We start from the raw sequence: 16,580 nt of genomic DNA, 5'->3' as shown, positions 1-16,580 counted from the left end.
AGATTTCAGGACATTATCAGTAATTTTTCTGAAAAATAAACCGATCCTGAAATTTGCCACCCCAACCTCTTAATCACCAAATATGAGCCATTACAGCGATTTTATATCTCAGTTATATTGGCACTAACCTGTAAAAAGCCAGTACCACCGTGACTGTTGCGGGCTGCCACAACTTGACGAGGGGATATCGCCTCATAAATATCTGCTGCAAATGCCGGATGTAGTTGTTGCCACTCTGACAATTTCAAATCTTTTAGGAGTTTACCTGCGGCAATACTAGTCTTTACTACCTTACCCACAAGGTTGTAGGCTTCCCGGAAAGGAACGCCCCGTGCTGCAAGATAATCTGCTACGTCGGTAGCGTTGGAAAAATCTTCGGTTACGGCTTCTGCTAAACGCTGGGTACGAAATTCTAAACCCTCCCTGAGCAAAATCGTCATTGCTTCTAGAGAGGCTTTGACTGTCTTAACGCTATCAAATAGACCTTCTTTATCTTCTTGGAGGTCTTTGTTATATGCCAAGGGTAGCCCTTTCATAATTACTAACATCGCCTGGAGATGACCAAATACACGCCCCGTTTTCCCCCGCACCAATTCTGGTACATCGGGGTTTTTCTTTTGGGGCATGATACTGGAACCTGTGGCACAGCTATCTTTAAGGGTGACAAAGCGGAATTCTTCAGATGACCAAAGAATGACTTCTTCTGCAAGGCGGCTGAGGTGAACCATAATCAAGCTAGCAGCACACAAGAATTCGATCGCAAAATCGCGATCGCTCACTCCATCGAGGCTGTTAGCATAAATATCGTCAAAATCCAATAGTTTGGCTGTGTAGTGGCGATCGATAGGGAATGTAGTTCCCGCCAAAGCGCCGCACCCCAAAGGTGAGATATTGACGCGGCGAGAAACATCTCCTAAGCGTTCCCAGTCGCGTTGCGCCATTTGAAAGTATGCCAAGAGGTGATGAGCTAAACTTACTGGTTGGGCGCGTTGTAGGTGAGTATAGCCTGGGATCAAGGTTTCAACGTGTTTTTCGGCTATATCCAGTAGAACACCTTGGAATTCTCGCAATTCGCTTTTGATTTGCTGGATTTGATCGCGGAGGTAGAGTCTAGTATCAGTACCAACTTGGTCATTCCGCGATCGCGCCGTATGCAGTTTTTTACCCACATCGCCGACAATTTCTGTCAGTCGTTTTTCAACTGCAAAATGCACATCTTCAGCATCGACACCAGGCTGAAATTTACCCTGGCGGTACTCTTGGCGAATTTGTTCTAAACCTGCAACCAGTTGCTCACCTTCCTCTGAGGAGATAATGCCCGTGTGAGCTAGCATTTTGGCATGGGCTTGAGAACCAGTCAGATCGTATTCTATTAATTCAATATCAAAACCTATACTGGCATTAAAACGAGCGATCGCTGGATGCAACGCTGATTCAAACCTCTGGCTCCAAGTTTGTTCTTTGGTCATAAATATCAAGGGAGTGGGCATTAATTTTGGATTTTAGATTAATGATTAATCTAAAATCCAAAATCTAAAATTACTTTAACCGTAGCTAGTTAAATTCCGAATCATATAGCCAATGATTACACCAATCAACAATGCCCACACTTGACCTGTCTGTATAAAGTGGCTCCAAGCTTTTTGCATCTGATCCATAACGTTTGGATCGGTAATTGTTTGTGCTAATGCCGTCAAATTTACAGGCAAGTGCCAATATAACTGAGATATAAAATCGCTGTAATGGCTCATATTTGGTGATTAAGAGGTTGGGGTGGCAAATTTCAGGATCGGTTTATTTTTCAGAAAAATTACTGATAATGTCCTGAAATCTTGGGTATAACTTTAATGTCTTAACTCAAGATCCAGCCGATGCCAACCGCAATTTCTCGGCAGTTCGCAAAATTTGCCCCGCCAGTACTGCTGCGCCAAAACCATTATCGATATTTACTACGCCTACTCCCGCAGCACAAGAGTTGAGCATTGTCAATAAAGGTGCTAATCCACCAAAACTTGCGCCATAACCGATGCTGGTGGGTACAGCAATCACCGGACAACTTGCTAAACCAGCGACAACGCTGGGTAAAGCGCCTTCCATCCCCGCCACGACAATTAACACCGATGCTGACTCAATCAGGTGGCGATTACTCAGCAAACGGTGAATCCCCGCAACACCAACATCCCAGAGGCGCTGTACCCGAAAACCAGAAAGTTCAGCAGTGACAGCCGCTTCTTCAGCAACGGGTAAATCGGCAGTACCAGCAGAAAGAATGGCAATTTCACCCTGAAATTGTGGTTCGATGGTAGGGGGAGCGATCGCACAAATTCTCGCCGAATCGTAATATCGCAAACCGCTAACCTTTGATTGCAGTACAGCATAAACTGCTGGTTCAATGCGAGTTGCCATCACCACCGGGTTGCGGAGGCGCATCACCTCCATAATTTGAGCAATTTGTTCGGGAGTTTTACCAGGCCCCCAAATCACCTCTGGGAAACCAGTTCTTAGTTGGCGATGATGGTCGATTTTGGCAAATTCACCTACAGACTCATAAGTTAAGTCTTTGAGTGAGTCTAATGCCGTATCTGGCGTAACTTTACCATTGGCAACCGCAACGAGTAGCGATCGCAAAGTTTTTTCATCGGTCATTGGTTTTTGTCCTTTGTCATTTGTCCTTTGTCATTTGTGAATAACCAATGCCCCATTCCCAATTCCTAATCAGTTACTTTCAGTTCGTAAAGATTCCAGAATGGCCCACCAAGAGCAGTATATTGAATTCCTTGGAAGCGATCGCGCACTGCTTGCAGATTCAACCTCTCCACTAAATGAATAAACGGCAACTGTTCTGAGGCGATGCGCTGATATTCGTAATAAATCTCCTTACGCTTGTTTTCATCTAATACCTGTGCGCCTTTAATGTAAAGGCTGTCAATTTGCTTTTCCCAGTCGGAAACTTCCCAGCCAGTCATGGGTGGATCTCCCGGTTGTGGCCCTAAATTAAATGCGTGGGATGCACCGGCAATCCTCCAGATATTGCTAGCGCCGTGGGGTTCAATACCGCCTCCCGCAAATCCTCCCAAGTAACAATCCCAATTCTGCGTAACTTTAAGTTTTTCTAGATAAGAATTGAAGCTGAGAATTTGCAAATCTACTTGAATCCCGATATTACCGAGATCCCGTCTGATTTGAGATGCCATATCTCCTCTAACTTTTCTTTCCGCATTCGTTAAAATTGTAAACCTGACTCGGTTGCCATCAGCATCTACAAGCTGATTTTGGGCATTATATTTGAACCCAGATTGTAACAGTAATTTCTTCGATTTCTCTGGTTCGTAATTATATACCTTTAACCCTTTTTCTGGAGGAAGGAAGTAGGGACTCTTGACGTAAACAAATGAATTTTGTAGTTCACCCAATCCTCGATAAGCATTTGTTTTCATCGTTTCTCGGTCAAGTGCATAAGCGATAGCCTGCCTAAATTCCTTTTTATTAAACCAGCTAGATTTAATTGGGTCTACGAAAGGTTTACCCTGAGAATTCTTAGCTTTACTAAGATTGAAAGCAATAAAACTCGTACTTGTATCTGGCCCGCCGTTATAAATTTTAAACTTCGCCCGTTTTTCCTCTCGCTTCAGCAAACTAAAACCTTCAGGAGGAACTTCTAAATCATCCAACTGTTTAGAGCGAAAACTAATCAACTGGTTTTCAGTAGATTCAATAATTTGCCAAACAATACGTTCAATATAAGGTTGAGGATTACCCTGAGCATCTTTGCGCCAGTAATATGGATTACGCCGAAATATAACTCGCTGACTGGAAACGTAACTTTCCATAACATAAGGCCCATTGCCAACAATTTGTTTCGGGTCTGTGCCTGTTCCCCATATTGAAAGAAACTTAGAATTTCCATCAGATCCAATTGTGCGAACTGCTTCCTGTAGAGCGTGGGCTGGCATAATTGGGATGCCAGCTACATATCTTAAAAAAGGAGCAAAAGGTTCCAGTATACTAAATTCAACCCGCCGAGCATCGATTTTTTTCACCTTCGGTAAAGTGCCCTTGTCACCAATTTTTAGAGCATCTTTGGTAGAAGTGGGAATTTTAGGATTCAGGTAGATTTCGTTATAAGTAAAGACAATATCATCAGTAGTCATTGGCTTTCCATCTGACCACTTAATTCCTTCTCGGAGGGTGATTACAATCCGTTGACCATCATCAGAAACTTCCCAAGATTCTGCTAAACCAGGCTCTAATTTTGTGGTTATAGGATTCTCATTAATTAATGAGTCATAGATGAAGCCAAAAACGCTATATGCTGACTCATTTAGAGCATAGTTAAAAGTTGAAGGCTCGCTCAAAACTGCGGTAACAAGTTGCGGAACTTGAGCGGCTGCAATTTTGAAGTTAGAGGGGTTACAGGCAGTAAGTGTAAGTGCTGTTGTTAAAGTCAAAATTATTGGCAACCAAAAACGTTTAATTGCAAGAAATATTTTTCTAAAAAATTTCATACTTTTAATACACAAATAGCTCCTCAACCCAACCTACATGTATTATAAGTGTTTAACCGAACCTGATATGATGAAGTTTCGTCTTGATAACACATGAAAACTAACTAGCTTTTTTATCTTCTACTACTTTGAGTTCATAAATATTCCAATTGTAACTTCCTATCACCGAGTATTTTATGTTCTCAATCGTATTACGAACGGCTACTAAAGCTAGGGAATTGAATAGGTGAATAAAAGGCAGATACTCTTGTGAGAGTTGTTGTGTTTCTGCATAGATAGCTTTACGTTTTGTTTCATCGAACTCTCTTGCCCCTTGGATGTAGAGGTCTTCAATTTTCTGCTCCCAATCAGTAGCTTTCCAACCTACCGTTGGGGATTGTCCGGCTTGAGCTTTCTGATTAAATACATGAAAGTTACCATCTACAGACCAGACATTGAAACCATCTTGTGGCTCAATACCACCAGTGATAGCTCCATACCAACATTCCCAATCTAGGGTGTTAGAGATTTTTTCTCCAATAATACTGAAGTCAAGAAATTGTAAATCAACTTTAATGCCTATCTTGCCGAGATCCTGTTGGATTTTTGGTGTGATTGTTGGTCTATTACCAGCAACACCCATCATTGTGAAGCGGACTCGATTACCATCCGCGTCCAACAGTTGACCTTTATCATCGTATTTGAATCCTGCTCCTAGTAAAAGTTGTTTAGCTTTTTCTGGGTTGTAGTCATAGGTTTTTAAACCTTCTTTTGGAGACAAATAATAGGGACTGGGGACAGAAATTGGAGAGTCTTGCGGTTTACCCAATCCCCGCAAAGTGTTGTTAATCATCGTTTGGCGATCAATAGCGTAGGCGACAGCCTGTCTAAAAGCAACATTGTTAAAAAAGCGGGACTTAATGGGATCTACAACAGGCTTGCCGTTGCGACTACCTTTGTTGAGATTGAAAGTTATAAAACTTGTTCCAGAGTCAGTCCCGGCATTTTTAATAGTAAAGTTACCCCGCTTTTCTTGACGCTTGAGCAATTGAAAACTTCCAGGGCCGATTTCTAGTAAATCTAACCCTCCAGAACGAAATTGCAGCAAAGCCGTATCAGGCGATTCCACAATTTGCCAAATTACCCGCTCAATATATGGTAGTTGTTTTCCTTGTGCATCTTTTTTGCGCCAGTAGTAAGGGTTGCGCCGAAATGTTACGCGTTGATTAGTTGAATAACTCTCGATTGCGTAAGGACCATTAACAATAATTTTTTTCGGGTCTGTGTCAGTTCCCCAAGTGGACATAAACACGGGCTTACCGTCAGAGTTTTTGGCTTCCACTGCTGCACGCAGGGCGTGTTCTGGTAGTATTCCTACCCCTGCTGCAATCGATCGCAAGAAAGGAGAAAACGGTTCTGGCAGAATAAATTCTACCCGGCGATCGTCGATTTTGCGGACTTTGAGAAAAGCCTTACTGATACCAATGCGGAGAGCATCTTGGATATAAGTGGGAATGCGTTTGTTCATATAGATGTCATTGAAAGAAAAAACGACATCATCGGCTGTTAATGGCTTACCATCCGACCACTTCAATCCTTCTCGCAAGGTAAAGACAAACCGCAGTTTGTCTGGGGAAAGTTCCCAAGATTCAGCCAAAGCTGGCTCAATTTCCTTAGTTATTCCGTTTTGAGTGGCTAATGCCTCATAAGTGAAACCAGAAATGTTGGGAGATTCTTGGATGAGGGCGTAGTTAAAGGTTTTAGGGTCAGTGGTAGTAGAAAGCACTAACTGGGGAATTTGTGCAGCTGCGGTTTTAAAGTTAGATGGATTGCAGGCGGTAACTGTAATTGCTGTTGCCGAAACCAGAATTATTGGTAAGAAAAAACGCTTAATTATGTGAAAAATTGTAGAATATTTCATAGTTTTTATTCTTTCAAAAGCAAGACAACAGCATAAGCACATATCCCTTCTTCACGGCCAACGGGGCCTAATTTTTCGTTGGTTGTAGCTTTGATGCCAATTTGATTCGGTTCTAATTCTAAAACCGCCGCTAGTTTGTCGCGCATATTGTGAATATGCGGTTTTAATTTTGGACGTTCTGCTACTACCACCGAGTCAATATTTCCGATCTGCCAACCTCGATCCCGAATCAGTTGATTTACTTGAGTTAATAGTACTAAACTATCTGCTCCTGCCCATTGGGGATCGCTAGGCGGAAAATAATGACCAATATCCCCCAAAGATAATGCCCCAAGCATGGCATCCATAATCGCGTGCGTTAACACATCAGCGTCACTGTGTCCTAATAAACCCAGTTCATGGGGAATTTGAATTCCACCTAAAATCAAAGCGCGATCGCTCACCAGTTGGTGAATATCGTAGCCGTTACCAATACGAATTTTTGTCATTTGTCATTTGTCATTTGTCATTTGTCATTTGTCATTTGTCATTTGTCATTTGTCATTTGTCATTTGTCAGGAGTTAGAAATTATTATTCTCCCCCTGCTTCCCCTGCTTCCCCTGCTTCCCCTGCTCCCCCTGCTCCCATTTCTCCAAAAGATCGGGCCGGCGATCGCGGGTTTTTTGAATTTGTTGCTCGTAACGCCACTTGGCGATCGCGGCATGATTTCCACTGAGCAAGACATCAGGCACTTTCAAACCGCGAAAATTGGCAGGACGGGTATATTGGGGATAATCCAATAACCCCTCCTCAAAACTTTCTGCTGTCAGGGATGCGGTTTTGGCCACGGTTCCTGGTATTAGTCGCACTACACCATTAATCAAAGCCATTGCTGGAATTTCCCCGCCAGTCAGAATAAAATCGCCCAAAGATACTTCCCGAGTTACCAAATGCAGCACCCTCTCATCTACTCCTTCGTAATGCCCGCAAATAACTACTAACTGGTCATAATTTGTCACCAATTCTTTCAAAAGAGGTTGATTAATTGTTTCACCCTGTGGACTCATCAAAATTACTTCTCTTCGGGGAAGAGTTGGCAGCGACTCTACAGCCGTAAAAATCGGTTCTGGTTTCATTAGCATCCCCACACCGCCGCCGTAGGGTTCATCATCCACCTTGCGGTGCTTATCAGTGGTAAAGTCCCGTGGATTAACCAGATGCACTTCGGCAATCTGTTTGGCTAAGGCTTTACCCAGTAACCCCGAATTGAGAACAGAGTTAAAACAGTCAGGAAAAAGTGTAACTATATCAAAGCGCACAGTTATTCGTATTCGAGGACACTAATCTTAAATTTGGATGTCTAGCAAACACCGCCAAGCCAAGGTCGAGTCAAACTCCAGTTAAACTTTATCAATAGTATCTAAAACTACCAGGACTCTTGGATTTTAGATGGGATCAAAAGTTTTTCTAATTACTTAATTTATGTTTAAATGTTGTCACAAGTACATTTAAATTAATAATCAGATCGAGTTAACAACTTCCAGGATGCATCGAGCCAGCCTCAGAAAAAAGCGTAGTCTTGCCTGCTCGTCCCCAGCCTCAGAGGGGGAATATAGCCCCCTAAAGACTATTTTGCCCTGCTGCAAGTGGACAGGTGAAAAACAAGGCCCTGGCTTTGAAGAATGGGAACAAACACGTTTAGACTGAGGCAACGCGAGCGTTAAGCGAGAATTCGGAGAGTGGCTGCCCAGTTTCAAAACTTCCAAAAAGTGTCCTCTCTAAAGTTGCAAAGCGCAAAAATCATCAGGCAACTGATCCTTGTTAAATTCACCTGAAGTTGTTGACAGGAGAAACAAAATGCCGCAATTACAAGCTAAATCGCTAGAAATGAGGACACCCCAAGCAACTAAAACCGCCGTTCTGGTTATCGGAGGCGCAGAAGACAAAGTTCATGGGCGCGAAATCCTACGAACTTTTTTTGGACGTGCCGGTGCTAGTAAGGCTTATATTACAATTATTCCATCTGCCTCTCGCGAACCTGCCATCATCGGTGGTCGGTACATTCGCATTTTTGAAGAAATGGGTGCCCAAAAGGTAGAAATTTTAGACATCCGCGAACGCGAACAGTGTGAAGCCTCTCAAATCAAAGCATCCTTAGAAGCCTGTAGTGGGGTCTTTTTGACAGGAGGAGATCAGCTACGTCTCTGTGGCGTATTGGCAGATACGCCAGCAATGGAAATTATCCGGCAGAGGGTGAGGGCAGGGCAACTGACGTTAGCAGGCACCAGTGCCGGAGCGGCAGTAATGGGGCATCACATGATTGCTGGCGGCGGGAGTGGAGAGTCGCCAAATCGTTCTTTAGTCGATATGGCAACGGGTTTAGGATTTATTCCTGAAGTAATCGTTGACCAACATTTTCACAACCGGAATCGGATGGGGCGGCTGATAAGTGCGATCGCAGCTCACCCCGATCGCTTAGGCATTGGCATTGACGAAGATACTTGTGCAGTGTTTGAACGGGATGGTTGGTTACAAGTTATGGGTAAAGGCAGTGTCACCATTGTCGATCCCACTGAAGCCACCTACACCAACGAACCCCATGTTGGTGCTAATGAACCATTAACCGTACATAATTTACGTCTCCATATTCTCAGCTACGGCGATCGCTTCCACCTGTACCAGCGCACTGTATTGCCTGCCGTACACCGGATATCCAGCTGACGGGATGGAGTATCTGAGGTTACACTGACGTTGACCACAAATTTTAGATTTTGGATTTTGGATTTTAGAATAAGAAGAGCTTTTCGGCAGATGCTGCCAGAAAGTGGGCGAAACAAATCTAAAAAACCCTCGATAGCGAAGCGTTAGTGACGTAGGAGCGTCTGACTCGTTGACGCTAGGCGATCGTAAATCTAAAATTACCAGAGCTAAGTACCCTAATTGTCTCTTTTAATCCAAAATCATAAATCTAAAATCGGTTGACCGCACATTTATTTCTTGTTGTAGAAAAATGATGAGAATACTATGTAAAAAGAAAAAACTGTTTGCAACGAACAGTTTAGCGGTCAATTTCAGTAAGAAACTAGAATTTTGGTTCCGAATCTCCATCTACCTATTCCCATGAGAATCCTCAAGATCCAGACCTTACGCGGCCCAAACTATTGGAGCATTCGACGCCACAAGCTGATCGTCATGCGCCTCGATTTAGAAACCCTTGCCGAGTCGCCCTCGAATGAAATCCCTGGCTTTTATGAAGGACTAGTTGAGGCGCTGCCGAGTCTGGAGGGTCACTATTGTTCGCCTGGCTGTCGTGGTGGTTTTCTGATGCGAGTCAAAGAAGGCACTATGATTGGCCACATCGTAGAACACGTAGCCCTAGAACTCCAGGAATTAGCTGGTATGCATGTTGGCTTTGGTCGCACCCGCGAAACTGCCACACCCGGAATTTATCAAGTAGTAATCGAGTACCAGAATGAGGAAGCGGGACGCTACGCTGGACGAGCCGCAGTCAGGCTATGCCAGAGTATCATCGATCGAGGCCGTTATCCCAAGGCAGAACTAGAGCAAGATATCCAAGACCTGAAAGACTTCACCCGTGATGCTTCCTTAGGCCCTTCCACGGAAGCGATCGTCAAAGAAGCAGAAAAAAGAGGTATTCCCTGGATGTCTCTGGAAGCCCGCTTTTTGATTCAGCTAGGCTACGGCGTGAATCAGAAGCGGATGCAAGCCACAATGACTGATAACACCAGCATTCTGGGTGTAGAACTAGCTTGTGATAAAGAAGCCACTAAACGCATCCTCGCTGCTGCTGGTGCGCCAGTACCGAGAGGTACAGTAATCAACTTCTTAGACGATTTAGAACAAGCCATTGAATACGTTGGCGGCTATCCCATCGTCATCAAGCCACTTGATGGCAATCATGGACGTGGGATCACCATTGATATCAGAACTTGGGAAGAAGCTGAAGCAGGCTACGAAGCAGCTAGACAGGTTTCTCGGTCAATTATTGTCGAAAGATATTACGTTGGGCGTGACCACAGAGTGCTGGTGGTAAATGGCAAAGTAGTCGCAGTTGCCGAACGCGTCCCGGCTCATGTCATCGGCAATGGCAGATCCACCATCTCGGAACTGATTGAGGAAACAAACCTCGACCCGAATCGTGGTGAAGGACATGATAACGTTCTGACCAAGATTGAACTAGACCGCACCAGCTACCAATTATTAGAAAGACAAGGCTACACTCTCAACAGTGTGCCACCCAAAGGAACCCTTTGTTATCTCAGAGCAACGGCAAACTTAAGCACCGGCGGTAGTGCCGTAGACCGTACTGATGAAATTCACCCAGAAAATCTGTGGTTAGCACAACGGGTAGTCAAGATTATCGGTTTGGATATTGCGGGACTCGATATCGTCACTACGGATATTGGCCGTCCTCTGCGGGAAGTGGATGGCGTAATTGTCGAAGTTAATGCTGCTCCAGGCTTTCGGATGCACGTTGCTCCAAGCGTGGGTATTCCCCGCAACGTCGCCGGTGCAGTGATGGATATGCTGTTTCCCAACGAGCAATCTAACCAAATTCCCATCCTCAGCATTACTGGTACTAATGGTAAAACCACTACTACCCGACTACTCGCACATATTTATAAACAGACGGGTAAAGTAGTAGGATATACTACTACTGATGGAACATATATCGGTGATTACTTAGTGGAAGCTGGCGACAATACAGGCCCTCAAAGCGCCCACGTCATCCTCCAAGATCCCACAGTGGAAGTAGCAGTACTGGAAACGGCTCGCGGTGGCATTCTCCGCTCTGGATTGGGCTTTGAAGCCGCAAATGTGGGAGTGGTCTTGAATGTAGCCGCCGACCACTTAGGAATAGGCGATATAGATACTATTGAGCAGTTAGCTAACCTCAAAAGTGTAGTAGCAGAAGCCGTATTCCCTGATGGCTACGCAGTACTGAACGCCGACGATCGCCGCGTCGCCGCTATGTCAGAAAAAACCAAGGCTAATATTGCTTACTTCACCATGAACCCCGACTCGGAATTGGTGCGAAAGCACATCCAAAAGGGTGGAGTCGCCGCAGTATATGAAAGTGGCTATTTGTCAATTGTTAAAGGTGATTGGACACACCGGATAGAAAGAGCAGAAAATATACCTTTAACAATGGGCGGACGTGCGCCGTTTATGATTGCCAACGCTTTAGCTGCAAGTTTGGCAGCATTCGTGCAAAACGTCACAATTGAGCAGATTCGTGCTGGTTTGAAGACCTTCCGAGCTTCAGTTAGTCAAACGCCGGGACGAATGAATTTATTTAATTTAGGCAACTACCATGCTTTAGTAGATTATGCCCACAACGCAGCCAGTTACGAAGCTGTAGGTTCCTTTGTACGGAACTGGACTACAGGACAACGGATTGGCGTAATTGGTGGCCCTGGCGATCGCCGCGACGAAGACTTTGTGACTTTGGGCAAGTTAGCAGCACAAATCTTTGATTACATCATCATCAAAGAAGATGATGACACACGGGGACGTTTACGGGGTTCAGCCGCCCAGTTAATTATTCAAGGCATCACCCAAGTTAAGCCTGATAGCCGCTACGAATCAATTTTGGATGAAACCCAAGCAATCAATAAAGGCTTAGATATGGCTCCCGATAACAGCCTGGTGGTAATTTTACCGGAAAGCGTTACTAGGGCTATTAAGTTAATTAAGCTGCGTGGTTTAGCTAAGGAAGAGACACATCAACAAAATACTGGCACAACTGCTATCGATTCCCAAAATGGGATCGCACCTTCTTCTGTAGTCAACACACTACTGTAGTGAAAAGTCAAGAGTCTAAAATTCAGCATTTAAAAGTTTTTGACCCTTGACTCTTGACTATTGTTTTTCTTGTTCTGGATTGGTTTCATCACTGGGGGTTTTCATCTCCTCCTTAAAACCTCGTAGGGTTTTGCCTAGTGCAGTACCCAGTTCGGGAATTTTTTTCGGGCCAAAAATTAAAATAGCGACTATGGAAATTACAGCGATTTCTGGCCATCCTAGTCCAAACATAGACATTTCCTCTCAAGAATTTTTAATTTGGGAAGTTACGCGGTTTCTTTCTTGCATTCATCCCAAGATATAGTATCGTTAATTTTTGCGTTTGCTATTTCAGCACGAGCATTTCTAATATCTTCTTCATTTTGTTTATTCTCGCTGAATTGGGATATCCAACCAATCACTTAATTCGTGAGCTAGCCACTCCAGTTCCGCTTCAGAGATGAAGCAATGGGTAACACCCTTAACACTAGTATGGTTAATACCACTAGTACTAATCTTATATTTTTGCACTCCTACCCAAATATCTAATCCCGCCGACACTTGAATTCGTTTGCCCTCATCGTCTGTTGTATGGTGTGTTGGCACATAAACCAACTTGATGATATTTTCTCTAGGCAATTGACAGGGACGATGAAATTTAAATCCCAATAATTCATGGGTTAAGGCAATTTTCTGCTGATTTATATGCAGTCGAAAACGTCCATAAAGATTAAACAAAACGGTATGAACCATCGACAAACCCACTCCCCAAAAGGGAAGTGAGAACAAAGCAAAGGGAATGTTTACAGGAAAAGGGGTTGAGAGAGCGCAAATTGTCCAAAAAAGGATAAATGAATTCCAAATGGTGGCAAACATACCTATAAAAAATAGCGATGAATGCAAACGAGGTGGAACAATAATTTCTAGAGCATCTTGATTTTTGCTCAGTTGAATTTTGCTACCTGATGGTTGGCTAACACTTAAAGTTCTAGTGGTTTCAATGTGTGGTTTATCCAAAGCTGTCAATGCGACATGGGCAGAACCCAAACGCCGTTCTAAACTGGGTTCAGTCATTTGCTGCAACCAGCGAGTCAATCCAGGACTGACATTAGCCACTTGTTCAAACTGAATCCGAAAATCCTTTTGGGGTAAATCGGCTGGATGAGTACCCGTCACTAAATAAATTAAAGTTGCACCTAAGCTATAAAGATCGGAAGCGGGGACAGTGCGGCCGCCAAATTGCTCCTGTGGCATATAGCCATAGCTGCCCACCACAGTCCTAGTTCCACCTTCGGTAGCGAGGACAGTTTGCACCGAGCCAAAATCTACTAGGTAAACTTGACCAACACTGTTACCGGAACGCTCTCCCAATAAAATATTGCTAGGCTTAAGATCGCGATGGATAACAGGCGGATATAACCCATGTAGGTAAATGAGAATTTCTAAAAGTGCTTTGGCTATCTGTTTGACTTCTGCTTCGGTAAAAGTCCGCCCAGATTGGAAGTATTGCTCTAAAGTTTGGGCTGGGATATAAGTTTGTACTAGGGCAAATCCTTTTATGGTGGGTGAATTTACCTCAAAATAGTCTAAATAGCGAGGTATTAAAGGATGTGACAAAGATTTTAGAGTTTCAGCTTCTCGCTCAAACAGCTTGAGATCGTCCCATTCAAAGTCACCACCAAAAGAGAGTAACTTGATAACGACTAATTCCTGAGTATTCAAATCACGAGCTACAAGTGTTCGCCGCCCTGCTTTTTTACCTAATAGCTGCTGAACTTCATAGCGTTCGGCTAATATTTCGCCAATCATTATGGTTTCTTATAATGCTACGTTTGAAAAGTTTTTAGAGATTATGACTTTCCAATTTTGGCAAATCGATATTTTTAGTATAATTGCGTAATTCTATGCATTCCCAACTTTGGCCTTATATTACCCCTGGTATTCCTGATGACTTATTCGAGCATTTGCCAGGAATTCCCCTGAGTCAGCGAGAAGTCCGACTACTGTTAATTGCCCAACTGCGGTTAACATCAGATTCTGTTTTGTGGGACATTGGCGCAGGGACAGGTACAATTCCCGTAGAGGTGGGGCTATTGTGTCCAAAGGGTCAGATTATCGCTATCGAAAGGGATGAAGAAGTAGCTAATCTGATCAAACGTAACTGCGATCGCTTTGAAGTGAAAAACGTCGAAGTAATTGAAGGTAGCGCCCCAGAGTGTTTACATAACCTTAAGGTTGCTCCTCACCGCATTTGTATCGAGGGAGGAAGACCCATTCAGGAAATTCTGCAAGCAGCATGGCATTATTTGCCACCATCGGGTCGGGTTGTAGCCACAGCTGCTAATCTAGAAAGTCTCTATGCTATTTCTCAAAGCTTTTCTCTGTTAAGGGCTAGGAATATTGAAGTAGTGCAGTCTGCGGTTAACCGCTTAGAGACGCGCGGCTTCTCTCAAACCTTTACCGCCGTTGATCCCATTTTTATCCTCAGTGGTGAGAAACTGGATTAGGAACTGGGGAGTAGGGACTGGGGACTAGGGACTGGGGACTGGGGACTAGGGACTAGGGACTAGGGACTAGGAGTTTTCCAAATACCCAATACTCAATACCCAGTACCCAATGCCCAAGTAGCCAATGCCCAGTACCCAATGCCCAGTACCCAATACCCAGTACCCAATACCCAGTACCCAATACTTCTATGCCTTGGTCTCGGATTATTAGTGGAATTGTTGCGATCGCTCTTGCTCTTTCTGTTAGCCTTTTGGGCGGTTGGTATTTTACCATCATGTTTGCAGTTGTCATCTTTTTGGGTCAACAGGAATATTTTAATTTGGTGCGAGCCAGAGGCATCGCTCCAGCTGCTAAAACCACTATGGCTGTTAGCCTAGTTTTGCTAGTAATTTGTACCATTGATGGCAGTTTAGCTGATGCGGTGATGCCCTTAGCTGGTACATTTATTTGTTTTTACCTGTTATTTCAGCCCAAATTTGCCACGATCGCTGACGTTTCCGCTTCTATAATGGGGCTATTTTACGTAGGTTATTTGCCGAGTTACTGGGTGCGGTTACGAGCAATTGATAGTGCTATTTTTAGCAATCTCCCTTTCGGAGGTTACTGGCCCACAACCTGGGCAGATTTCTGGGAAAAAGCAAATTCTGCTTCCTTACCACAAGGTTTTACAGCAACAATGCTGACTTTTTTATGTATTTGGGCGGCCGATATTGGCGCTTACACCATTGGCAAATTCTTTGGGAAAACCCGTCTGTCTGATATTAGCCCGAAAAAAACTGTAGAAGGTGCTGTCTTTGGCATTACTTCAAGTGTTGCTGTAGCTATAGCAGGAGCCTATTATTTACACTTGCCCAGATCCCCGTTTACTGGTTTAGCATTGGGTTTACTGATTGGTATTGCTAGTCTTTTAGGGGATCTTACCGAGTCTATGCTGAAGCGCGATGCTGGAGTTAAAGATTCTGGACAATTAATTCCCGGTCATGGTGGTATTTTAGACCGTACTGATAGTTATATTTTCACAGCACCTTTGGTCTACTATTTCGTTACACTACTGTTGCCGCTACTATAAAGCTTCTAGGTTGATTTCAATACAGACCTAACAAGAACAACTCCAACCCTTGTAGGGCCGATCGCGATCAAGGATTAACGTTAATCCGCCCCCGACACACTAGCTTACTTGGGATCAGCGTTAGTTCTTGGATATCGACATCTGAGCCAAGATCCAGGTTGTACTCACGATCGCCCTCTAATATATCTCCCTGGTTAGGCTTGATTTTTACTTGTGCCAGTTGCAACTCATGCCCACTGAGTAACTGTAAGCCACCCAGAAAAATCTCTAGAGGCGTTGTTTCACTATTGGTGACTCTCAAACCTCGCAGTATAATTTGATTGTTATCAAGAATAATTTCTTGCCAATTAATTGGTTGTGACTTTGGGAAATGTGTTGGTAAAACCTTAACCAGAAAATCGCTCAAAGCAGTCGATAATAAATCAGATGAGAGAGAAGCATTCAAATCCTTCTCGTCTACGATCAAGTCGCCAACCACTGATACTGTTTCTAACAGTCGCAGGGGCTTTCCCCTGAGTACGGAGCCAATGTTTATCTGAATATTTTCTGCCGTTAATTGAATTTGTGTAATTAGGAGACCTTGATAAACTGCATGAGAAGCAAAAATAGATACCAAGGGGATGCACCCAGAGAGAAGTTGGCGATCGCTTGCTTTAATCTCCACTTTTAATTCTGATATTTGGATCACTTGCGCTCTTAACCAGAGCTTTAGGGCTTTGGTGAGTACCTGCGTAATTATACGGCTTTTCTTGGCATCTCTTGTTTGGGAATTTTGCTCTGGCATCTAACCAATCTGTTTATGAGTATTTGCTC

Annotated in this window: 14 protein-coding genes; 4 read left to right on the top strand and 10 right to left on the bottom strand. The window is 43.8% G+C overall.

The window, feature by feature from the left end; all coding sequences use genetic code 11:
* Positions 1-101: 101 nt before the first annotated feature.
* The 7 genes from argH to trmD form a co-directional block, all read right to left on the bottom strand.
* Positions 102-1,469: an argininosuccinate lyase gene (gene argH / locus CDG79_RS26120; protein WP_094344725.1), complete on the bottom strand. Its 1,368-nt coding sequence runs from the start codon at positions 1,467-1,469 to the stop codon at positions 102-104.
* A 75-nt stretch (positions 1,470-1,544) separates the two neighbouring features.
* Positions 1,545-1,751, bottom strand: coding sequence for a hypothetical protein (locus CDG79_RS26115; RefSeq protein ID WP_189525138.1), 207 nt, complete (start codon positions 1,749-1,751; stop codon positions 1,545-1,547).
* Between the two features lie 106 nt (positions 1,752-1,857).
* The gene (gene larB, locus CDG79_RS26110; protein ID WP_094344724.1) at positions 1,858-2,646 is read right to left on the bottom strand and encodes a nickel pincer cofactor biosynthesis protein LarB; all 789 of its coding nucleotides are present in this window, start codon (positions 2,644-2,646) and stop codon (positions 1,858-1,860) included.
* A 65-nt stretch (positions 2,647-2,711) separates the two neighbouring features.
* Entirely contained in the window at positions 2,712-4,505 is a 1,794-nt protein-coding gene (locus tag CDG79_RS26105) for an ABC transporter substrate-binding protein (RefSeq protein WP_094344723.1), read from the bottom strand.
* Between the two features lie 100 nt (positions 4,506-4,605).
* The gene (locus CDG79_RS26100) at positions 4,606-6,405 is read right to left on the bottom strand and encodes an ABC transporter substrate-binding protein (protein ID WP_094344722.1); all 1,800 of its coding nucleotides are present in this window, start codon (positions 6,403-6,405) and stop codon (positions 4,606-4,608) included.
* A 5-nt stretch (positions 6,406-6,410) separates the two neighbouring features.
* On the bottom strand, positions 6,411-6,893 hold the full coding sequence (gene ispF, locus CDG79_RS26095) for a 2-C-methyl-D-erythritol 2,4-cyclodiphosphate synthase (protein WP_094344721.1): 483 nt from the start codon (positions 6,891-6,893) through the stop codon (positions 6,411-6,413).
* A gap of 73 nt (positions 6,894-6,966) precedes the next feature.
* The gene (gene trmD / locus CDG79_RS26090) at positions 6,967-7,704 is read right to left on the bottom strand and encodes a tRNA (guanosine(37)-N1)-methyltransferase TrmD (protein ID WP_094344720.1); all 738 of its coding nucleotides are present in this window, start codon (positions 7,702-7,704) and stop codon (positions 6,967-6,969) included.
* Between the two features lie 538 nt (positions 7,705-8,242).
* Between trmD and CDG79_RS26085 the strand changes: the two genes are divergently transcribed.
* A complete protein-coding gene (locus tag CDG79_RS26085) occupies positions 8,243-9,106 on the top strand; it encodes a cyanophycinase (protein ID WP_094344719.1) in 864 nt (287 codons plus the stop codon).
* A 399-nt stretch (positions 9,107-9,505) separates the two neighbouring features.
* On the top strand, positions 9,506-12,211 hold the full coding sequence (gene cphA, locus CDG79_RS26080) for a cyanophycin synthetase (RefSeq protein WP_094344718.1): 2,706 nt from the start codon (positions 9,506-9,508) through the stop codon (positions 12,209-12,211).
* A gap of 57 nt (positions 12,212-12,268) precedes the next feature.
* Here cphA and tatA read toward each other — a convergent pair whose 3' ends face one another.
* Together tatA and CDG79_RS26070 are read right to left on the bottom strand one after the other, a co-directional pair.
* Positions 12,269-12,442, bottom strand: coding sequence for a twin-arginine translocase TatA/TatE family subunit (gene tatA, locus CDG79_RS26075; protein WP_094344717.1), 174 nt, complete (start codon positions 12,440-12,442; stop codon positions 12,269-12,271).
* 135 nt (positions 12,443-12,577) lie between these two features.
* The gene (locus CDG79_RS26070) at positions 12,578-13,999 is read right to left on the bottom strand and encodes a serine/threonine protein kinase (RefSeq protein WP_094344716.1); all 1,422 of its coding nucleotides are present in this window, start codon (positions 13,997-13,999) and stop codon (positions 12,578-12,580) included.
* Between the two features lie 95 nt (positions 14,000-14,094).
* Here CDG79_RS26070 and cbiT point away from each other — a divergent pair, with 95 nt between their 5' ends.
* Together cbiT and CDG79_RS26060 are read left to right on the top strand one after the other, a co-directional pair.
* The gene (cbiT, locus tag CDG79_RS26065; protein WP_094344715.1) at positions 14,095-14,697 is read left to right on the top strand and encodes a precorrin-6Y C5,15-methyltransferase subunit CbiT; all 603 of its coding nucleotides are present in this window, start codon (positions 14,095-14,097) and stop codon (positions 14,695-14,697) included.
* Between the two features lie 188 nt (positions 14,698-14,885).
* A complete protein-coding gene (locus CDG79_RS26060; RefSeq protein WP_094344714.1) occupies positions 14,886-15,767 on the top strand; it encodes a phosphatidate cytidylyltransferase in 882 nt (293 codons plus the stop codon).
* Between the two features lie 67 nt (positions 15,768-15,834).
* Here the strand turns inward: CDG79_RS26060 and CDG79_RS26055 are convergent, their stop codons facing one another.
* Positions 15,835-16,551 (bottom strand): LmeA family phospholipid-binding protein, encoded by a 717-nt coding sequence (locus tag CDG79_RS26055; protein ID WP_094344713.1) that lies wholly within the window; start codon positions 16,549-16,551, stop codon positions 15,835-15,837.
* Positions 16,552-16,580 lie beyond the last annotated feature (29 nt).

The sequence above is a fragment of the Nostoc sp. 'Peltigera membranacea cyanobiont' 232 genome, assembly GCF_002245985.1.
Lineage (GTDB): Bacteria > Cyanobacteriota > Cyanobacteriia > Cyanobacteriales > Nostocaceae > Nostoc.
The sequence above is the reverse complement of the archived record's forward strand: the minus strand, read 5'-3'. Positions and strand labels throughout refer to the sequence as shown.